The following is a 21,133-nucleotide window of genomic DNA, read 5'->3' on the forward strand; positions in this document are numbered from 1 at the left end:
AAAATAGTGTAAATGATGGGAAAGAAGTAGCAAATTGAGATATACAAAAAAAGTATTCCTTTCAATGAAGAATGGAATATAATAAAAGTTATGTTTGATTTTACGTGTTAGGAGATTTCATCAATGTATGAAACAAATACAATAAGAGAAAAAGTAAAACTGATTTTTGTGATGGTAATTCCAATCTTAATTACACAGCTTGGGATGTTTTCTATGGTGTTTTTTAACACGGTTATGACTGGTAGATATAATTCTTCTGATCTTGCTGGAGTGGCCATCGGTTCATCAATCTGGAATCCTATTTTTACCGGATTAAGTGCAATTCTTCTGGCTGTTTCGCCAATAGCTGCTCAACGGTTTGGTGAAAAAAGAAATAAGGAAGTATCGATTGTTGTTTCAAGTGGAGTTTATTTAGGATTACTTATAGGTCTATTGGTAATCATATCCGGAGCAATCCTATTAAATCCCTTACTAAACGTAATGAATCTTTCGGAAGATGTACATCAAACGGCACATGATTATTTAGTCGGGCTTAGCTTCGGGATTGTTCCCCTATTTATATTCAATGTATTGAGATCATTTATTTATGCGTTAGGCATAACTAGGATTGTAATGTTTATCTTACTCGTATCCGTGCCTATTAATCTTCTATTAAACTTTGTTTTAATTTTTGGATTTTGGGGGTTTCCGGCTCTTGGTGGTGCGGGTGCTGGATATGCAACCTCGATCACCTATTGGGTTATTGTAGGAATAACTTCATTTATTATTGTGTCGAAAGAACCCTTCTCCTCATATAAAGTTTTTGTTGGACGTAAGGGTTTTTCTTGGAAGGAAAGTAAGGAGATTTTAAAGATCGGTGTTCCAATGGGCCTCTCAACTTTCTTCGAAACAAGTATGTTTGCGGTCGTTACCATTTTAATAAGTACGTTCTCAGTCACGACGGTTGCTGCTTACCAATCGGCGCTAAATATTGTTTCGTTTTTGTATATGATTCCAGTGAGCGTTTCAATGGCGTTAACTGTTTTGGTTGGATACGAGGTTGGTGCAAAACGTTACAAGGATGCGAGAATGTATAGTTGGTTAGGTATAGGATTATCGATGATTATAGCACTTGTTACAGGGGTGTTTGTCATTGGATTCCGCTATGAAGTGGCAGGTTTCTATTCAACGGAAACAGCCGTTATTACATTAACAGCTCACTTCTTAATTTATGCTTTATTCTTTCAAGTATCAGATGCAATCCAAGCGACTGCTCAAGCTGCATTAAGAGGGTATAAAGATGTGAATGTAGCGTTTGTAATGACATTGATCGCCTACTGGCTAATTTGTTTACCATCTGGCTGGATGCTTGCGCACTTTACAAATCTTGGTGCTGCAGGTTATTGGCTTGGATTAACATTCGGCCTATTAGCTGCAGGTATTGGACTTTCAGCAAGGCTTATTTTTATCCAACGAAAAAAGTTTTCAGAGAAAAAATCGTTAGAAAGTGTCTAAACCAGACAATTTTTTTCTGTATTCTAAAGGAAGGGGATCTCCCTTCCTATTTTTTATGGATTCTAATCAAAACTTTACAATTCTTTAACACTAGCTAAAGAAAATAATCGCAATATTTCGATAGTATGTAATAAAAGGATATGGAGGGGTTAGATGAAGATTACAGTAGCAGGTGCAGGGTATGTAGGACTTGTAACGAGTGTTTGTTTAGCTGAAATTGGTCATGAAGTTATATGTATCGATATCCAAGAAGAAAAAATCGAAAAACTTCAAGAAGGGTATTCGCCAATCTATGAACCAGAAGTAGAGCAACTACTACAGAAAAATCTGATGGAGGGGAAGCTTTATTTTACAACAAACCCTCGCTATGCGTATTCAACAGCTGACATAATCTTTATCGCGGTTGGTACTCCTCAACGAGAAGATGGTACAGCAAATTTAGACTTTATCTATAACGTTATAGAAGCAATTGCTGTTCATATTGAAAAAGATGTGATTGTGTGTACAAAAAGTACTGTCCCAGTAGGAACAAATGAAAAATTAAAACGAATTCTTGAATCAAAAAAGCTCCCGCATCTTCAGGTAGATGTCGTGTCAAACCCCGAATTCCTTAGAGAGGGCACTGCTGTTTTTGATTTCTTTTTCGGTGACCGAATTGTAATCGGATCAGAGAACCATGAAATTGCTTTGATAATTGAAAAAATCTACCTACCTCTTAAGATTCCCATCATAAAGACAGATCTAAAAAGTGCTGAAATGATTAAATATGCTTCAAATGCATTTCTTGCAACAAAAATTAGTTTTGTGAATGAGATAGCAAGAATGTGTGAAAAAGTAGAAGCAAACATTGATGACGTAACGTTTGGAATTGGAAAAGACAAAAGAATTGGCCCTTATTTCCTAAAAGCAGGGCTTGGTTATGGAGGTTCCTGTTTTCCAAAGGATACAAGAGCATTGTTACACACCTCAGGAAGCCTCGGACAAACCTTTGAGTTACTAGAGGCAGTTATCCAAGTAAATAACCGTCAACAAGCATTTCCAGTAGGTAAAGCGAAAGAAATTCTACAATCAATAAGAGGATAGAAGATTGCGATATTAGGGCTCTCCTTTAAGCCTAATACCGACGATATACGAGATGCTGCATCAATAACGATAATTAGAGAATTGTATAAGGAGGGTGCTGATATTACAGCGTATGACCCGTTAGCAATCCCCAACGCACGGAAATTGTTTGGAGATTCCATTGCCTATACAGATGACATTCCAACAGCAATACAGAAAGCGGATCTTACGATTATTACGACCGAATGGGATCAGATTAAACAATTCCCACTTAATTTGTACCGTTTTTATATGAAGGAACCAATTGTAATAGATGGTAGAAATTGCTACTCAATTGAAGAAGTCCAGAAATATCCCTTGCAATATGTATCAGTTGGCAGGCCAACAGTCTTTAATACATTCACCAATAAACTGTGAATTCTAAAAGGGGGAATGATAACATGAGACTCTTTCTGTCTGTCTATGATGTCGATTGTCGAATTTTTCAAAAGGTAAATCAGTATTATGATAGAAAGTTTCTACACTTTTTCTTCTCAAGGATTACGTATATTGGAGGAGCAACCTTTACCATTATTGCTTGTCTATCTTTGTTCTTTTTCACTAGCAATCAATTAAGAATGGCTGCAGTAGCAAGTGTACTATCCTTAGCCGTAAGTCATTTACCTGTTCATATTATTAAAAAGTTGTATCCAAGGAAACGGCCGTATTTAATAGTAGAAAAATCAAAGTTTCCTGTAAAAGCATTGACTGACCACTCGTTTCCTTCAGGACATACAACAGCTATATTTTCAGTTATTATTCCATTTTTATTCGTCATTCCAAACTTATCATTTATCCTTCTGCCTATTGGAATATGTGTTGGGGTATCAAGAATATTTTTAGGGCTACATTATCCGTCTGACGTATTGGCAGGAGGGGTATTAGGAACAACCGCTGGAATAACAAGCTATTTTTTCGTGAATCAACTTACCGAGGTACCATTAAGGGGGATATTATGAAAATAGCAATCTTTACTGATACGTATTATCCAGAGGTAAACGGTGTGGCTCGTACGCTGAAACGGTATACAGATTATCTAAGAGAACATAATTACTCGGTTAAGGTATTTGCTCCGATGCCTGAATCGGGAGAATATGTATCTATGAATATACATCGATTTAAAAGCTTATCCTTTTTCCTGTATCCAGAGTGCCGGATTGCTTTTCCAAATATGCTTCATATTCGTGCTGAGTTAGAGAGGTTTGCACCAGACATAATACATGTGGCAACACCGTTCAATATTGGACTTTGCGGAAACTATTATGCAAAAAAGTTAAACATCCCACTTGTCGGTTCCTACCACACAGATTTTGACTACTATCTACAATTTTATGATTTGCAATTTTTGTCCACTATTTTGTGGTCCTATATGAAGTGGTTTCATAAACCATTTCAAAAGCTCTTTGTACCCTCGCTACAGACGAAAATGCAGGTAGAGGAGAAAGGGTTCGCTAATGTAGAAATATGGCCCCGAGGTGTAGACTGTGAGTTGTTTCACCCTTACTATAGGAAAAATGATGTATGGGAAAAATACCAGATTTCTAAAAAGTACTTGTTGACCTATGTGGGGAGATTAGCGCCAGAAAAGAATGTAGACTTACTTATTGAAATGGCTCATTCGTTGCCGTCTGTGTGGAAGGAAAAAATCCAGTGGCTGATTGTCGGTGACGGACCACTAAGAGGAAAGATGGAGGAAGAAGCCCCTACAAATATGAAGTTTACTGGTTTCTTGAAAGGGAACGAATTGGCTGAATTATATGCTGCATCTGATGTGTTTGTATTCCCATCACCTTCTGAAACCTTCGGAAATGTCATGCTTGAGGCAATGGCAAGCGGGACACCTGTGATCGGTGCAAATGCTGGTGGAGTAAGGAATGTAGTTCAAGAAGGTGTAACAGGAATTTTATGTGAACCTGGTAATGGGATGGAAATGAATAAAGCTATTTTGCGGTTGTTGGAAAATGAAGGAATTAGGAATCGGATGGGAATGGAAGGGCGAAGATATGCACTTACTCAAAAATGGGATGTTATTTTTGAAAAATTACTACAAAGCTACTCAACAGTACTAAAAGAGCAACAAAAACAAAAATATGCGTAAATAAAAGGAAGGGGAAGACCCTTCCTTACTTTTCTACATATTCGATAAATTCGCTTCCAGTAAGTTCAAGGTTTTTAGGGATTTTAACATGTAGTATTTGATAACCCCGTGGTCCGAATTCTTCATCAAAATGATCATCAAATTGCTGTTCAAGGCCACCGCCTTTAAATTGAGAGATAACAAATTCATTATGGAAACTAGAAAATTTTACTTCTTGAGGACCATTATTGCTAACAATTAAACGATCACCTTCAATTGAGATAACAGGAATTGGGACTTGGTGGAAGAAATCAATCCCTTGTATAATAGTATTCGCCACATAATAAGTGATTTCAATTGTCTCATCCATACTCTCTTTCCGTTCAAAAAAAGTATGCATACCATTTGTATCTTCCAAAAACGATACATCCAACTCGTTCTCCAAGTAGGTAAGGTTCCATGTGTTTTTTTCATTTACTCCTTCAACATCAGTAAATTGTCCAGTTCTTGAAGCATTGTGAATTTCTTCGAAGTTTACTTTTACATGATTATGTTCATTAGGGGTATCTGAAACAAACTTCTCTTCAGGCAATAAATAATAGACAATAACCGAGGCTACTAAAATAGAAAAATAGACCCCAAGTAATATCTTTGTACTTTTTACTCCTTTGTGTTTTTTACCCAAAATGATGGAGATTAAAACAACAGCTAAGATTAATAAAATAATAATAGGAAGAATGAGCGTACCAATCGCTGTCATTACTTACGCACCTCCAATCGATTCGTTGCGGCCATTACAATCACCAGTAATAGTGCGGTAGTAAACACGACTTTTAGTGAGAAAACTAGAATTGATGGTTCGAGTGCAAAGAAAGTGTAAGGAGTAAAGGTGTCAAAAGATCTTACTTCATAAATACTCCAGCCGATAAGTAATGCGGGAATTGCAAATCCTAACAGTTTATGCAACTGTGCAAACATTCCTATTAAATACCCAAATACCGCAAAGAGGAAGATATATAGTGTTCCAGAGTATACACCAAGTAGTAAATCCGGAAATGATAGGAAGTAGTGGTCTCCAATCATTTGTGCAGATTTAAAATACATAATGACCCTCAATAGAATCCCGGCAAACATAGCTGTCATACTAGCGATGAACGAATAAACGAATAGCATGCCAACAGTTGATAAATGACTACTTATCCGATTTGTTACAAATGAAAAATCGATATAATGATAGGGTTTTGTTGTAATGGTAATCGCCGTAACGAATGCCCAAAAGATTGTAAAAAAGTAAATTAAACTCCCTGAAAATGTGCTAATTGAGATGTTTATTGCATCACCGCCAAGCCCCATTTGCCCGACTCCATTGAATGAAAACAAAATGGCAATCGCTTGAACAGTTGCAAGGCTAGTAAACGCACCATAATAACTTCGAACCTTAAAAATAAACTGTCTTTTCATAACTTCAAGCAAACTAGTTTCATTTAAATACATCATTTATACCTCCTTTATTTTTTGACGTGAGGTACACACAAAGGTCTTCCGTTGCCACAGGAGTGAGTTCAATTCCTCGTTTCTTGGCCTCCTGCCAGGTTGATTCTGGATATATATTTTTTACAACTGAATAGGTGTAATCGTTTCCGAAGTCTTCTTCGTGAAGGACTTCCATACCTCCAGTTACCTCTTGAATCACACTTGATCTTCCGCGTAACCCAATCGCATACTCCTTCAAATCATCGACTGATTCATGTAAGGCAACTTTCCCGTTTCGAATCAGTAAAACATTTTCTAAAAAGGTATCAATCTCACTAAGAAGATGGCTCGAAAAGAGGATTGTCCTTGGGTAGGCAATATAATCCTTTAGTAACGCCTTGTAAAAATCTTTCCGAACTGCAGCATCCATTCCTGTTGTGGGTTCATCAAATATCGTGAGGGGAGAGCGAGATGAAAGTCCAATAATCATATTAAACGTACTTTTCATACCCTTTGACAAATGGTGATGTAATTGTTTTGGATGCAAATCAAAATAATCAAATAGTCTTTTTGCTAAGTCACGATCCCAATTAGGATAAAATGTTGAACTAGCCTCTAGTATCTCAGATAAAGTTAACCATGGTGGGAAAACCATGTTATCGTCAACAAAGATCAAATTGGAAGAAACCTTCAGATTATTAAATGGATCCTCAGAAAAAACACGAACATTTCCAGCGGATGTACGATAGAAACCAGCTAGTGTTTTCAAGAGTGTTGTTTTTCCCGCACCGTTTCTACCAATTACACCTGTAATCGTATTAGGCTTGATTGTAAAGGTTAGGTTATCTAAAGCTATTGCTCTGCCATATTGCTTAGATACACTTTGACATTCAACTACGTTCATCGTGATTCCCCCTTTGTTTTTCTTTTTCAATCCGAATCATGGTAAGTAATTCTTCTTCACTTACTCCTAAACGCTCAGACTCCATTACAAGTTCAGATACGAGGTTTTTCATTGTTTGATTTTTCCTTTTCTCTAAGATAAATTGTTTGGCGTTCGGTGCAACAAACATGCCTAACCCTCTTTTTTTATAAAGAATCGCTTCATCCGCAAGCAGGTTAAGTCCTTTTGCAGCCGTGGCAGGATTAATTTGAAACATCTCTGCAAGCTGGTATTGAGAAAAAACCTTTTGGTCCTCGAGTAGTGCGCCACTTAAGATCTCTGTTTCAATCCATTCAGAAATCTGTACATATATTGGTTTTGTCCCATCTTGCTTAAAAATCATTCAGACACCTCCTAGGTGTTCATGTACATTAGTGCATTAGTGATATAATGTACTATATTACATTATATGAAAAATATCCAGAGAATTTACTATAAAATTTGGAAAATGACCATAATTAGGCTAGAAACATGTGCAGGATACGGTTGTGAATGAGGTACCTTTAGGGGAGGCTTTTGTAAAAATACGTCTCGAGTCTTAGATTCTTGTAATGATTAGGCCCATAGTCCGAATAAAATTCTTATAGTATAGTTAGGATGAGGAAGAAGCTTGGCTATGGAACAAGTATAGGTGGTGGGACCAAGTTTTCATCGGGGTTATGAAGACTAAAACTCAGATCCAGATATAAAGTTAAGTCCTTCATCGAGGTTATGAAGACTAAAACTCTGGTCTAGTAATAAAGTTAAGTCCTTCATGGGGGTTATGAAAACCAAAACTCTAGTCTAGTCACAAAGTTAAGTCCTTCATCGGGGTGATGAAGACTAAAACTCAGATCTAGATATAAAGTTAAGTCCTTCATCAGAGTTATGAATAGGAAAAACCAGGTTAAATCACCAAGTTAAGCCCTTCGCTGAGAATGTAGTCTACATAAATTTTTGTTTCATAAGCATTTTCAATAACCACACCCACAACTTAGACTTTACCAATCTTTGCATTATAACGGCTATCCAAAAATTGGACAGTAATATGCATTTTTTCAGAAGGAAATATGAAACCTAGTTTCGCATTCATTCGTATACAGTAGTAAGACAGAATGTTAGGAGTCGATCGTATGAATCCATTTCTCGCTTTTATACTAAAATCATTTATCACTGTACCGGCCACGGTTACTGTATGGTTAGTTAGTTTTTTTGCATTTGATCAAACCTTCCTACTTTCGTCCGGATTTGCTTTAGTAGGTGGTGGAATTACCTATTTGACGTCATCAGCTATAATGAAGCAATCCTTTTTACGAAAACATCGGCTAACGAGGAAGGAATATCGATATATAGAGCAGAATCTTAAAGAAGCAAGGAAAAAAATTGCTCGTTTGAATAAGTCTTTATTTTCCATTCGTCACATCCCGTCCTTAAAGCAAAGAGTTGATCTTCATCGTGTCACGAAGAAAATCTATCGGTTAACGAAAAGTGAGCCAAGACGATTTTACAAGGCAGAACGTTTTTATTTTTCCCATCTTGATTCAGTAGTGGAATTAACGGAGAAATATGCATTTCTATCTTCACAACCAAGAAAGAATAGTGAGCTTGAAAGAACGTTACATGAAACAAGAAGGGTGCTTGAAGAATTAACAGGCACAATTGAAAAGGATTTACACAAAATGCTATCCAACGATATAGATGATTTACATTTCGAAATTGACGTTGCTAAGCAATCAAATAAAAATGGAAATGATTCTACGTTTATTGATCAAAATAGGAGGTAGTCAATATGAGTGAACAAAATACCCCAAAATATAAAGAACCGACAAACCTAATGGATGAATTACTATCAAATCCATTTGATGAACAGAAAGATAATACAGAAAATCCGATTATTGTTACTCAAACAGAAGAAAAGAAACCTATTCGATTAGTTGATGTGCTTCCGGAAGAAAATAAGGCAAAAGCGCTTCAACTTGCTGAGCAAATTGATCCGACCAACCATCAAGCTATGATCTCTTATGGTACTCCAGCTCAAAATAAGCTACTCTCATTTTCAAACACAATGCTTGAGCATGTTCAGAAAAATGATGTGGGTGAGGTTGGGCAGATTATCTCAGACCTTATGAAGCGACTTGATGATATGAAGCCAGAGGAATTAAATCCTGAAAAACGCTCTGTTATTGCTAGGATGTTTGGGAAAATCTCAAATTCGGTACAAGAAGTATTATCAAAATATCAAAAAACGGGTGCGCAAATTGATCGGATAAGTGTAAAGCTTGATAGAAGTAAAAATGTACTGTTATCCGACATAGCCATACTTGAAAAGCTTTATGAGAACAATAAAGATTATTTTGATGCGTTGAATGTGTACATTGCTGCAGGTGAAATTAAACTTGAGGAACTTCATAAAAAGACGATTCCAGAGCTAAAGAAAGTGGCTGAAACTACACAAGATCAAATGAAGGTCCAAGAGGTAAATGACATGGTTCAATTTGCGGACCGTCTCGAAAAGCGTGTACACGACTTAAAGCTCAGCAGAGAAATCACAATTCAAAGTGCGCCACAAATCCGACTTATTCAAAACACTAACCAAGCACTTGTAGAAAAAATCCAATCGTCGATCATGACAGCAATACCATTATGGAAAAACCAAGTGGCGATTGCACTAACATTAATTAGACAGCGACATGCGGTGGAAGCTCAAAAACAAGTATCGAAAACGACAAACGAGCTGTTACTTAAAAACGCTGAAATGTTGAAAAGTAACACAATTGAGACAGCCAGGGAAAATGAACGTGGTTTAGTCGATATTGAAACATTAAAGAAAACAAAAGAAAATCTTATTTCTACGTTGGAAGAAACACTTCGTATTCAAGAGGAAGGTAGAAATAAACGTCGCCAAGCAGAGCATGATCTTGCTACTATGGAAACAGAGCTACGTCAAAAGCTTTTAGAAATAAAAACAGACTAAATAAAAAGGATAGGTACCAACAAGGGTATCTATCCTTTCATATTTTACAATCCAAACAACTGAGGTAAAAACAAGGATAGTTGTGGAATAAAGGCAACTAACAATAAAACCAGAATGACTACTCCGAAATAAGGTAACAACGTTGGGACTACTTCTTCAATTTTTACCCTTGCAACACTACACCCTACAAATAGGGCACTGCCTACTGGTGGTGTCATATTACCGATACATAACCCAAAGCATAGGATCATTCCAAAATGTACAGGATCCATACCAAAGCTATTAGCAACCGGTAGAAAAATTGGCGTAAATATTAGAACTGCAGGCGTAATATCCATAAAGGTACCTACTAGCAACAAGATAAAAATAATAATGAGAATAATTCCAATCTGATTATCTGTTATGGAAAGTAGTGCATTACTAATGGCTTCAGGTAATCTCATATATGACATAACAAGTGAAAAGAGAGCGGAGGCCGTAATTAAAAAGAGAATCATCCCTGTTATTTCGATTGTCTCAATAAAAATACCTGGTAAATCCTTTGGCTTAAAGTTTTTATAAATAATAGATAAAATCACTGAATAGATAACGGCAACTGCCGCACCTTAAAGCAATAATACCGATATCTTCCGTTTTATAAAAAAGTTGATTCGTAATTGCCGTATCATTCATTTTTTTCTCGAATTCCTCGTAGGACCCAAACAAGTACGGTAAACTAAAAACGGAGTAGTCAGACTCAAATCCTTCTAACGCACTTGCACTTACTTTAGCGACATCAACAGCACCAGACTGTGTTAATTCTAGTACTTCACGCTCGCTCCCCAATTGGCCGTTTGGATATAGCTTTACCTCTATTTTATGGTTTGATTTTTCTTCAACCAGTCTCCCAAACTCTGCAAGCGATAAATGAACCGGATGATCCAATGTTTGATTATGAGCAAGCTTCAATTCCTTAACCCCAGAATCTCCATTGTTGCAACCTACTAGTAAAAATGTGCTTATTACAAAAAATAGTATTAGGGCAATTGTTCTCATGCAGTGACCTCCTATAATCATAAAATAAAGCTTTTACATAAATTTCGTAGCCTCTTTTAGCGTGTGCATATAAATGAAAATAATCCTTAAAGTGGAAAAACTGGCTCTTAACATAGAAAAAGAGTACTGGTTCGATAACCAGTACTCTCATGCGATTAGGCGAATTTAAACCATACTATTAGCGTGTGGAGTTATAATAATGCTTTTTTGTTACCTTCTTCTACGAGTTCCTTAGTAGACTTTACCTTTGGAAAAAGTAAACCCAGTCCAGTACCAAGTAAAGCGGGAACAACCCATTCTAATCCAACAGATGAAAGGGGAAGCATGTCCCGGACATCTTGTAATGGTCCCAAATCAATACCAAATGCGCGTAGTCCACTCAGAACTGCAAATACACCGGTGAATAACATAGCACTACCATATACTGCCTTCACGTTTTTTACGTATTTAGTGAAAAAAGTTAACGTGACTAAAACAATTGTAAGTGGATAAGCAATAACTAGAAAAGGTACTGATACCTTTAAAATTTGTGCTAAACCAAGATTTGAGAGAGTAAACCCAGTCACAGTGACAATAATAACAACTGCTTTGTAGCTAGCTTTTGGAATCAGATTTGAAAAGTACTGCCCACATGCAGTTGTTAATCCAACAACAGTGGTGAAGCAAGCTAATGTAAAAATAAACCCAAGCAGTACAGTACCACTTTGACCAAACAATAATGTAGCAACAGTAGATAAAATATCTGTTCCGTCCTCATACGAGCCACTATTCGCCATTTTAGCTCCAATTATTCCTAGACTTACATAAACAGCTGCCAGGAGTAAACCTGCAATAAGCCCTGCTTTAAACGTATAGGTTGTCAGCTGTGATCGATTTTCAATCCCCTTTTTTTGAATAGCTGTTAATATAACAATTCCGAATGCCAATGAAGCGAGTGCATCCATCGTGTTATACCCTTCAAGAAAACCTGTAAAAAACGCACCGGATTGGTATTGTTTTGTTGGGTTCTCAAACGGAGCATCTAGTTCCATGAATCCGACTATAATAAGGACAACCATGGCGATTAATAGAGTAGGGGCAATAAAGCGTCCCATGTATTTTTCCATTTTGCTAGGGTTTAAGCTTACGAGATAGACAAGCGCAAAGAAAACAAGTGAGAATACGAATAATACTAGGGACGTGCTCTCTGAATTACGTAAAAAAGGTGTGATTCCCATTTCAAATGCAACATTTGCATTACGTGGGATGGCAAGAAAGGGTCCGATACATAAATAAACAGCGACAATAAAGGTAGTGCTAAAAACTGGATGAACACGGTTCCCCATTGCTTGTGCGCCACCCTTTACGAGTGATACTGCAAAAATAACAGCGATGGGTAATCCAACCCCGGTTACAACGAAACCAGCAATCGCAAGCCAGAAATTTGTACCAGATCCTGCCCCTAAAAACGGAGGGAAAATAAGGTTTCCAGCTCCAAAAAACATAGAAAATAACATAAAGCCAATAAATAAAGTATCCAATTTCTTCAACGTACTCTCTCCTTTTTACTAAAATAAAAAAAACTCGCCCCTAAAATAGGGACGAGTTTAACTCGCGATACCACCCACATTCCGAAGTCTAAAAAGACATACGGCGCTTTAGCAACGTACAAACATACGTGTTCCTTGTAACGGCGGACTTCCCGTCAAAGCTTACTTTGTTCAGCTTTGCACCTCGAAGATGATTTTCGGATAAGCTCTGAACATCGACTTTCAGCAACTGTCGACTCTCTGGAGAACAGACTTCCTATCGTACTCTTTCTCGTCATTGATTTTTAATATATCAGTATATTATCAGAGAAGAAAAAGAAGGTCAACGAATTTTTAGATAGTTTTTATTATTATGTATCTAGTAATAATAAACGTCACACTACCAAAAAAAGTGAAAAGGCAGCTTAGCCTTTTCACTTTTAGATAAGTTCTCCTTCGATCCCTCGTTTACATGCAAGTACATCATCAATAATTTGATTGATAAACTCGTCAGTAATCCTGTATTTTGGAACGCTCACGCTAAAAGCACCATGATTTACTCCATTTACAGTAATACTTGCTCCCACGCAAAAAATCTCCAATTCATGTTCTCCTTTGTCAAAAGCAAATCCACTTTTACGTATTTCATCAATTTCGTTTAAAAAATCCTCTTTCGTAATCAGTGTATTTTTGGTGAACTTTTTTAGTGTAGTTTCATGTAAATAACTTTCAATCTCTTGATCTGTTTGGTCAGCAAGGATTGATTTTCCCATTGCGGAACAGTAGAGCGGGATTGTTTTACCGACTCGTGAGTAGAAGGAAACCGGATTGAAACTTTCTAGTTTTGTAATATACACGATACTTGATTGGTCAAGAATCCCTAAGTGAACCGTTTCGCTCGTACGTTCTCTAAGTGTCTCTAAATAGGGTTGCGCAATCTCCTTAATATCGATTTGATTCAGTGCTTTATTTGCATATTTAATGATTGACCTACCCAGTCGAAACTTCTTTGTTTCGGTATCTTTATGGACATATCCAATTAATTGAAGTGTATCTAGTATTTTTAAAGCAGTAGAGCTTGTCAAATCAGATTCCTTTGCAATTTGTTGAAGACTTTGAGGTTTATCTACTGAGGATAAGTATTTTAATATATTATCTGCTTTTAAAAGAACTGTTCCATACGGTTGCTTTTTCTCTTCCAAGATAATCATCTCTTTCGTTCATGTTTTAGAAGTAATCAAATGATATGGTTGAAATCTCATTTTTTATTATATATAATAACATTGTAAGTTTCCATATAATAAATTAATTTCCAAATAGGAAATACATAAGACATTTTGGAGGCAAATATGAAAAAATTAAATGTACTCTCAAAAATTGCAGAATGTGGAGTTGTAGCAGTTGTAAGAGCAGACTCTAAAGAAGAAGCAGTTAAGATTTCTCAAAGTTGTGTAGAGGGTGGAATCCTTGGGATTGAAGTTACCTTTACAATTGATGGTGCTGATGAAGTAATTAAAGAACTAGCTTCCATCTATAAAAATAGTGACGTGGTGATTGGTGCAGGGACGGTTCTTGATGTGACAACTGCTCGTATTGCTATTTTAGCAGGAGCAGAATATATCGTTAGTCCGAGCTTTGATGAAGAAACTGCTAAACTATGTAACTTGTATCAAATTCCATACATGCCTGGGTGCATGACCATAACCGAAATGAAACGTGCACTTGAAGCAGGTGCAGATATTATTAAGCTATTCCCAGGGAATGCCTTTGGACCGGATTTTGTGAAAGCGGTTAAGGCACCGCTTCCGCAAGTGAACATTATGCCAACTGGTGGAGTTAGCCTGGATAATATTGATCAATGGATTAAAAATGGCTGTGTAGCAGTAGGTGTTGGAGGTAATCTAGTAGCCCCTGCAAAAACAGGAGAATATGAAAAGATTACTGAGTATGCAGCGCAGTATGTAGCAAAAGTTAAAGAAGCAAGAGAGGCGTAATCGATGAAAAAGATTGTGACATTAGGTGAACCTCTACTTCGCTTATCAACTAATTTGGGAGAACGTCTTTTTCAATCAGACCAGCTCACCTTGCATTATGGTGGAGCAGAAGTAAATGTGGCCGCTTCCCTTTCGCACTTTGGCTATAATGTGTATTTTGCAGGCAAGGTACCCCATAATCCCCTAGGTCAAGCAGCTGAAAGGCACTTACGATCATTCGGTGTAAAAACGGATTACCTTTTAAAGGGCGGGGAGAGGTTAGGTACTTATTACTTAGAAACTGGTGTTGGTGAAAGAGCTGCACAAGTTACATATGACCGCAAAGGCTCAAGCTTTTCTCAGATTACGAGAGATGAACTGAATCTTGCTGAAATGCTACAAGGTGCAGACCTTTTCCATATTACCGGTATTACACCGGCACTTTCAGATTCATTAAAGGAAGTAACACTACAGGCTTTAAAAACTGCAAAAGAATTTGGTGTGACAACAAGCTTTGATTTTAATTACCGTGCAAAATTATGGAGTCAACAGGAAGCATCTGAGACGATAAAGCCGTTTTTACCATATGTAGATATTTGTTCCTGCGGTGAATTGGATGCGCTTTATCTTTTAGGATTAGAAAAGGCAGATGAATCTTTAGATAAATCTCAAAAGCTCGCTTTCTATTATCGAAAAATAACAGAAATGTATCCGAATATTACGTGCTTATATTCGACTTTCAGAGACGTATATTCAGCTTCACATAATACATTGCAAGGAAATTTATTTGTGAATGGTGAGCTGTATCAATCAAAGGTACACGAGATCAATCCGATTATCGATCGTGTTGGTGGAGGGGATGCATATTCTTCAGGAATCCTATTTGGATTGTTAGAAGAACATGATCCTTTGCAAACAGTTACTTTTGCTACTGCAGCTTCTGCTTTAAAACATACGATTCATGGGGATAGTAATGTCTTTTCGGTCGAGGAAATAAAGGCTTTTGCTGAGAATGCGCCTGGAAAAATCGTCCGTTAAAGATATTCAATATAAAATAACAAAACTTTAGGAGGAATTTGATTATGGAAACACGTTATGCAAATCATCCGGAGGAAATTAAAAGATTTAATACAGATGAATTAAGAAACCAATTTTTGGTTGAAACAATTTTTGAGCCTGGACAGGTACATTTAACATATACACATAACGATCGCATGATTTTTGGCGGAGTTACGCCTACTGATAAGGAACTAACAATTAAGCTTGATAAAGAATTAGGTGTGGAGTACTTCTTAGAGCGTCGTGAATTAGGAATTATCAACATTGGTGGAGAAGGCCTAGTTGTTTTAGATGGTGAAGAATACAACATGGTTCGTCAAGATGGGCTATATGTTGGTAAAGGAACGAAGGAAGTATTATTCCGTTCAAAGGATCCAAACAATCCTGCAAAATTCTATATTAATTCAACACCAGCACACCACAAATATCCAACTGTAAAAATTGATATTAACGAAATTACCCCTTTAGAAGCAGGAGAGCCAGGAACTCTAAATGAGCGTAAAATCTATCAATATGTACATCCAAATGTTTGTGAAAGCTGTCAGCTACAAATGGGATTAACGATGCTTTCACCAGGAAGTGTTTGGAACACAATGCCATGTCATACACATGAACGCAGAATGGAAGTATACCTATACTTTGATATGGAACCTGAGACTCGTGTATTCCACTTTATGGGTCAACCTGAAGAAACAAGACATCTTGTTATGAAAAACGAACAAGCTGCCATTTCACCAAGCTGGTCAATCCATACAGGTACTGCGACAAGCAACTATACATTCATCTGGGGTATGTGTGGAGAGAACATCACTTACACTGATATGGACATGGTACCAATGGATAAATTACGTTAATTTCAATCACAAGTAGTCCACTAGTACTGTGAGTGGATTGATAATTGCAAGAATCTATCAGTTTTAGTTGAGTTCAAGCCTTAGCTGAAAAAAGGTAATGCCTTAGGCGGAATGCTATGTTTTTGCATAACGAACGCAATTTCCGCCAAGGCGCATTTGAATTGGGGGATATTGAAATGACAACACAATTATCAGATTTCTCATTGGACTTTTTCTCATTAAAAGGAAAAGTTGCAATTGTTACCGGTGGTGCTACTGGACTAGGTCAAGGCTTTGCGGTGGCGTTAGCAAAAGCTGGAGCAGACCTGTTCATTACTACACATGGCACTAGCTGGGATGAAACAAGAGAATTAATTGAAAATGAAGGTCGACGTGTCGAATTTTTCCAAACAGATTTATCCAAACGTGAAAATGCTAGAGCAGTTGTTGCAGAATGTGTAAAAGCATTTGGAAAAGTGGATATTCTAGTAAACAATGCCGGTACAATCCGCCGTTCACCAATCCTAGAATATAAGGAAGAGGATTGGGATGCAGTTATTGACTTAAACTTAAACTCTCTTTACTTCTTAAGTCAAGAGGCTGCAAAAGTAATGGTTGAGCAAAAGAGCGGTAAAATTATTAACGTCGCATCTATGCTTTCATACCAAGGCGGAAAATTTGTTCCTCCTTATACTGCAAGTAAGCATGCTGTTCACGGACTTACCAAGTCATTTGCAAACGAACTTGCAGAATATGGCGTTCAAACAAATGCAATTGCACCGGGTTATGTAGCTACAAATAATACTACACAAATCCGTGCAGATGAAAAACGCAATGCAGAAATCCTATCACGTATTCCTGCAGCACGCTGGGCAACTCCAGCCGACCTTATGGGAACAGTAGTATTTCTAGCAAGCCGTGCATCTGACTATATGAATGGCCACACACTAGCAGTCGACGGTGGTTGGTTAGCAAGATAAAGGGAAGCTTCAAACAAAGGGGATAAAAGCTGTATCGCAGTTCATTGCGATACAGCATTTTTTATTTGGGTCAGAGGGACAGGTTCCCTGACCCAGAACACATTTGGTTTTAAGAAACATGTCGAATTGTTTTGACTTGTATAACGTAACAGTGTTATGTTACACTGTGTTCATAGGAAGGAGCCGTTTGAAATGAATGAAGAGTTGGTATCAAAAAAAGATTTACTGGAATTGACAGGCATTTCTTATGGTCAGCTATATAGATGGAAACGAAAAGATCTTATCCCGGAGGAGTGGTTTATCCGAAAATCCACATTTACAGGGCAAGAAACCTTTTTTCCAAAAGATAGAATCTTAGAACGAATTGAGAAGATTCAACAGATGAAGGAGAATCTTTCTCTTGATGAGCTGGCAGAAATGTTTTCACCGAGTATTGGGGAAGTAAATCTAAGTAAATTTGAAATAGTGAATCGAGGTCTTGCGTCAGAAGTTACAATGAATCTTTACCTCGAAAAAAGAAAATCTAGTCTCGAACAGTTCCATTTTGAAGAGATAGTAACAATTTACATTGTTGAAAAACTTCTGCAGTCAGGGGATATCAGTCTTGATGAAGCAGGAATGGTTATCCAGGTTAGTGAGGCTTACTTTTTAGAAAAGAGGCAGCAGTATGGAGAATTGCTCGTTGCAAGAAAATTAGGTGTTTCTATATGTTTAATTGTACCAAACGCCAATGAATTAGTTATCGAACAAGGCACAAAGATTATCGTCAAATACGCATTTGCAAAAGCAATAGAAGAACTGCGGTCAAAATTATAGGTAGTTATTATAATAAGGAGGTTAACATATGGTGAACGTAGAAAATCCAGGGAACTTACTGATTAATGGGATGGGATCGTCTGGTGGTGGCAGCTTTAATAAAGTTAGTATTAATGGAAAAGGTACTGTGCATGGTGATGTGGAATGCAATGAGTTTACCTTAAATGGAACCGTAACCGTTAATGGAAATCTTAAAGGGATTGATGGGAGAATAAGTGGAAGTGGAAATATAGATGGTTCGATAGACTTCGAGAGTTTTACCATTGATGGCACAGGTGGTATTCGCGAAAATGCGAAAGTGAATACGCTGAGAATTGCAGGTAAAGGAACATTCGGTGGTAGTGTAAAAGGGGACGAAATAAAAATTAGAGGAAAAGCAACAATTAAAGAGGATTGTGAAGCAGAACGTTTCAAGGGAGAAGGAAGTTTTACAATCGGTGGCCTGTTAAATGCAGATAGTATTGACATTTCAATTGCTGGTGAATGCAGTGCTCGTGAAATTGGTGGACATACCGTCAAGGTTAAGAAGGGGATATTCGGTTTACTCAATAATCTTATCAAGTCGATCTACCCAATTTCATTACGTGCGGAGATCATTGAGGGAGATGACATTGAGCTTGAATATACAAACGCCAAAGTTGTAAGAGGTAATAATGTTCTTATAGGTCCGAACTGTGAGATAGAAGTTGTGGAATATAAGGGAAAATATAACCAGGATCCGTCTGCTAAAGTAAAGGAAAGTAGAAAAATATAACAATGTTACGTTGATGTCCTTCATAATCATGTGAGGGACTTTTTAATGTGATGGTGTAGATATAGTCATTATTTTCGATTCCTTTTTTAACTGTCTAGTTAAATGAGATAGGTAATTAATGCGTTGGAAATCGGATTGCTTATGAGAGTCGTAACTTTCCAGGTATTAGTAGGGTGGTAAGGTTACACAAATCGCTTATGAAAGTAGTCATTCTCCAGAAATTAGGAAAGTGTGGTTACTCAAACCCCTTTAGAGAGCTGTCATCAACCAGAAATTAGGAGGTTAAGGGAGCCCAAATCACAATTGAGAGCCATGACTATCCAGAAATTAGGATAGAGACGAAACTCAAATCGCTTTTGAGAGTTGTTATTTTCCAGGTATTGAAGGATGCGGGTATTCAAACCCCTTTAGAGAGATGTTATCAACCAGAAATTAGGAGGTTGAGGGAGCCCAAAGCACAATTGAGAGCCATGACTATCCAGAAATTAGGATAGAGACGAAACTCATGTTGCATTTGAGAGTCGTCACTTTTCGGGTATTAGGGTGGTAAGGTTCTTCAAGAGTATTTTAGGCGAACTCTCATTCCATAAATTAGGAAACTGAAGCTCCTAAATTCACTTCTAAGAGACCCTGCTTTCCAGGTATTAGTTAGTAGGAGATGCTTATGCACCTACTAGCAAACAAAACCAATCCCGAGGCCTAAAGTAGTTTTGCACTTTACCCAAAAGATGGTTAGAATATTAACTAGTCAATTAAAAGCGAAATGAATAAGGCAGGTACATAAAATGACAAATTGGTCTCAGTTAGAAGCAATGAAACCGTTTTTGCAGACGGTATGGAAAGAATCCGGATTTGAAGCTCCGACAGGTATTCAGGAGAAAGCAATCCCTGCGATTTTAGAGGGGAAGGACGTTATATGCGAATCTCCAACAGGAACAGGGAAGACCTTAGCCTATTTACTGCCGGCTATCAACAAGCTTGATGAAGCAAAGAAGGGGATTCAAATCGTAATTCTAGCTCCATCCCGCGAGCTTGTTATGCAAATATTTGACGAAGTTAAGAAGTGGACAAAAGGTACTGAAATCATAAGTGCTTCCTTCATCGGTGGTGCTAATATTAAGAAACAGGTAGAAAAGCTGAAGGAACGTCCACAGATTGTAATTGGAACTACAGGGCGTATAGTCGAGCTAATTAAATTAAAGAAATTGAAAATGCATGAAGTTAGTACGGTAATCGTTGATGAAGCTGACCAGCTTGTGGCGAATGAACATCTATCCAATGTTCAAAGTATCATTAAATCAACACTCAGAGATCGCCAAATCTTATTTTTCTCGGCAACGATATCTGAACAAACGGAAAAGGTTGCAAAATCCATAATGAACGAAGCGGAGGTTATCCGTGTAGAGCAATCACTTGACCAAAGCAACACATCCCATATCTACTTTTTATGTGAACAGCGGGATAAGATTGATGTTCTTCGAAAAATCATGTTCACAGAACCAGAAAAGGCAATTGCGTTTATTAAAAGTCTTGAAAAAGTAGAAGAAATTGAAGCAAAATTAACCTTTAATAAAATTGATGTTGCAGTACTGGCTGGGGAAGCGAAAAAATTGGAACGACAGCAGTCCTTGAAAAATTTCCGGTCAGGTAAAATTCCATTACTAGTTACAACAGACGTTGCAGCTCGGGGATTGGATATTCAGGATGTCACCTATGTCATCCACTTTGATTTCCCGAAAACAACGAGTCAATATGTCCATCGTTCAGGGCGTACTGGAAGGATGGGAAAAAAGGGCGTTGTCATATCTATTGTTAATGCACGTGAGGAAAGTTTTCTCAAAAAAATGGGTCATGATTTAGGTTTAACGTTTACCAAAAAAGAGTTTTATAAAGGTGAAATAGTAGATGCTCGTGAAGAGAAAGTAGTGGCTCCTAAAAATCATAGGGCACCTGGGAATACTAAAACAAGCAAGAATTATAGTCAAAACCAAAAGAGAAAGTAATGAATACTTAATAGAAAAGGTAGCGGCCAACTTGTTCAAGACTGCTCCTGATAAACGTTGTCGAGAAGGGAAACCTTTCTCGGCTTTTTTTGTATCACATAAATAAAAGTGAGTATGGGGATACTAAAGTT

General features: G+C 37.3%; 19 protein-coding genes, 2 pseudogenes and 1 other annotated feature. Of the genes and pseudogenes, 13 read left to right on the forward strand and 8 right to left on the reverse strand.

What is annotated here, in order from left to right:
- Positions 1 to 123 precede the first annotated feature (123 nt).
- The 4 genes and pseudogenes from ACWNMY_RS14780 to ACWNMY_RS14795 all read left to right on the forward strand — a co-directional run bounded on the left by ACWNMY_RS14780 (position 124) and on the right by ACWNMY_RS14795 (position 4,693).
- On the forward strand, positions 124 to 1,494 hold the full coding sequence (locus ACWNMY_RS14780; RefSeq protein WP_449539032.1) for an MATE family efflux transporter: 1,371 nt from the start codon (positions 124 to 126) through the stop codon (positions 1,492 to 1,494).
- A gap of 153 nt (positions 1,495 to 1,647) precedes the next feature.
- A pseudogene (locus ACWNMY_RS14785) lies at positions 1,648 to 2,973 on the forward strand (UDP-glucose dehydrogenase family protein).
- Positions 2,974 to 2,996: 23 nt separating this feature from the next.
- Positions 2,997 to 3,554, forward strand: a complete 558-nt coding sequence (locus tag ACWNMY_RS14790) for a phosphatase PAP2 family protein (RefSeq protein ID WP_449539033.1) — start codon at positions 2,997 to 2,999, stop codon at positions 3,552 to 3,554.
- Complete coding sequence (locus ACWNMY_RS14795; RefSeq protein ID WP_449539034.1) at positions 3,551 to 4,693, forward strand: glycosyltransferase family 4 protein; 1,143 nt, start codon at positions 3,551 to 3,553, stop codon at positions 4,691 to 4,693. Before ACWNMY_RS14790 ends, ACWNMY_RS14795 begins: the two co-directional genes overlap by 4 nt.
- Before the next feature lie 25 nt (positions 4,694 to 4,718).
- On the opposite strand, the gene ACWNMY_RS14800 is transcribed toward ACWNMY_RS14795, so the two are convergent.
- Genes ACWNMY_RS14800 through ACWNMY_RS14815 form a run of 4 tightly spaced genes read right to left on the reverse strand, consistent with a single transcriptional unit; the run spans position 4,719 to position 7,431 of the window.
- On the reverse strand, positions 4,719 to 5,432 hold the full coding sequence (locus tag ACWNMY_RS14800) for a hypothetical protein (RefSeq protein WP_449539035.1): 714 nt from the start codon (positions 5,430 to 5,432) through the stop codon (positions 4,719 to 4,721).
- Complete coding sequence (locus ACWNMY_RS14805) at positions 5,432 to 6,169, reverse strand: hypothetical protein (RefSeq protein ID WP_449539036.1); 738 nt, start codon at positions 6,167 to 6,169, stop codon at positions 5,432 to 5,434. The genes ACWNMY_RS14800 and ACWNMY_RS14805 overlap by 1 nt, the downstream gene beginning before the upstream one ends.
- A complete protein-coding gene (locus ACWNMY_RS14810) occupies positions 6,153 to 7,049 on the reverse strand; it encodes an ABC transporter ATP-binding protein (protein WP_449539037.1) in 897 nt (298 codons plus the stop codon). Before ACWNMY_RS14810 ends, ACWNMY_RS14805 begins: the two co-directional genes overlap by 17 nt.
- Positions 7,036 to 7,431: a GntR family transcriptional regulator gene (locus tag ACWNMY_RS14815; protein WP_449539038.1), complete on the reverse strand. Its 396-nt coding sequence runs from the start codon at positions 7,429 to 7,431 to the stop codon at positions 7,036 to 7,038. Before ACWNMY_RS14815 ends, ACWNMY_RS14810 begins: the two co-directional genes overlap by 14 nt.
- Positions 7,432 to 8,200: 769 nt before the next feature.
- On the opposite strand from ACWNMY_RS14815, the gene ACWNMY_RS14820 reads away from it, so the two are divergent.
- Positions 8,201 to 8,851, forward strand: coding sequence for a 5-bromo-4-chloroindolyl phosphate hydrolysis family protein (locus ACWNMY_RS14820; protein WP_449539039.1), 651 nt, complete (start codon positions 8,201 to 8,203; stop codon positions 8,849 to 8,851).
- 5 nt (positions 8,852 to 8,856) lie between these two features.
- Positions 8,857 to 10,041, forward strand: coding sequence for a toxic anion resistance protein (locus ACWNMY_RS14825; protein WP_449539040.1), 1,185 nt, complete (start codon positions 8,857 to 8,859; stop codon positions 10,039 to 10,041).
- Positions 10,042 to 10,085: 44 nt separating this feature from the next.
- Here ACWNMY_RS14825 and ACWNMY_RS14830 read toward each other — a convergent pair.
- From ACWNMY_RS14830 to ACWNMY_RS14845, 4 genes and pseudogenes are all read right to left on the reverse strand, one after another.
- Positions 10,086 to 10,646: pseudogene (locus ACWNMY_RS14830) on the reverse strand (SLC13 family permease); the annotation flags it as partial.
- Entirely contained in the window at positions 10,597 to 11,097 is a 501-nt protein-coding gene (dctP, locus tag ACWNMY_RS14835; RefSeq protein WP_449539041.1) for a TRAP transporter substrate-binding protein DctP, read from the reverse strand. The pseudogene ACWNMY_RS14830 and the gene dctP, both read right to left, overlap by 50 nt.
- Positions 11,098 to 11,267: 170 nt before the next feature.
- The gene (gene brnQ / locus ACWNMY_RS14840) at positions 11,268 to 12,605 is read right to left on the reverse strand and encodes a branched-chain amino acid transport system II carrier protein (RefSeq protein ID WP_449539042.1); all 1,338 of its coding nucleotides are present in this window, start codon (positions 12,603 to 12,605) and stop codon (positions 11,268 to 11,270) included.
- A 44-nt stretch (positions 12,606 to 12,649) separates the two neighbouring features.
- Positions 12,650 to 12,892 (reverse strand) — a binding site (T-box leader).
- 132 nt (positions 12,893 to 13,024) lie between these two features.
- The gene (locus ACWNMY_RS14845) at positions 13,025 to 13,786 is read right to left on the reverse strand and encodes an IclR family transcriptional regulator (protein ID WP_449539043.1); all 762 of its coding nucleotides are present in this window, start codon (positions 13,784 to 13,786) and stop codon (positions 13,025 to 13,027) included.
- 147 nt (positions 13,787 to 13,933) lie between these two features.
- Here ACWNMY_RS14845 and ACWNMY_RS14850 point away from each other — a divergent pair, with 147 nt between their 5' ends.
- The 7 genes from ACWNMY_RS14850 to ACWNMY_RS14880 all read left to right on the forward strand — a co-directional run bounded on the left by ACWNMY_RS14850 (position 13,934) and on the right by ACWNMY_RS14880 (position 21,002).
- Complete coding sequence (locus tag ACWNMY_RS14850; protein ID WP_449539044.1) at positions 13,934 to 14,578, forward strand: bifunctional 4-hydroxy-2-oxoglutarate aldolase/2-dehydro-3-deoxy-phosphogluconate aldolase; 645 nt, start codon at positions 13,934 to 13,936, stop codon at positions 14,576 to 14,578.
- Between the two features lie 3 nt (positions 14,579 to 14,581).
- A complete protein-coding gene (locus tag ACWNMY_RS14855) occupies positions 14,582 to 15,595 on the forward strand; it encodes a PfkB family carbohydrate kinase (protein WP_449539045.1) in 1,014 nt (337 codons plus the stop codon).
- 44 nt (positions 15,596 to 15,639) lie between these two features.
- Entirely contained in the window at positions 15,640 to 16,470 is an 831-nt protein-coding gene (gene kduI, locus ACWNMY_RS14860; RefSeq protein WP_449539046.1) for a 5-dehydro-4-deoxy-D-glucuronate isomerase, read from the forward strand.
- A gap of 176 nt (positions 16,471 to 16,646) precedes the next feature.
- A complete protein-coding gene (kduD, locus tag ACWNMY_RS14865) occupies positions 16,647 to 17,429 on the forward strand; it encodes a 2-dehydro-3-deoxy-D-gluconate 5-dehydrogenase KduD (protein ID WP_449539047.1) in 783 nt (260 codons plus the stop codon).
- 192 nt (positions 17,430 to 17,621) lie between these two features.
- The gene (locus ACWNMY_RS14870) at positions 17,622 to 18,245 is read left to right on the forward strand and encodes a YhbD family protein (RefSeq protein WP_449539048.1); all 624 of its coding nucleotides are present in this window, start codon (positions 17,622 to 17,624) and stop codon (positions 18,243 to 18,245) included.
- A 28-nt stretch (positions 18,246 to 18,273) separates the two neighbouring features.
- Positions 18,274 to 18,999, forward strand: coding sequence for a cytoplasmic protein (locus ACWNMY_RS14875; RefSeq protein WP_449539049.1), 726 nt, complete (start codon positions 18,274 to 18,276; stop codon positions 18,997 to 18,999).
- Between the two features lie 785 nt (positions 19,000 to 19,784).
- Positions 19,785 to 21,002 (forward strand): DEAD/DEAH box helicase, encoded by a 1,218-nt coding sequence (locus ACWNMY_RS14880; RefSeq protein ID WP_449539050.1) that lies wholly within the window; start codon positions 19,785 to 19,787, stop codon positions 21,000 to 21,002.
- Positions 21,003 to 21,133: the final 131 nt, after the last annotated feature.

The sequence above is a fragment of the Ferdinandcohnia sp. Marseille-Q9671 genome (genome assembly GCF_976954385.1).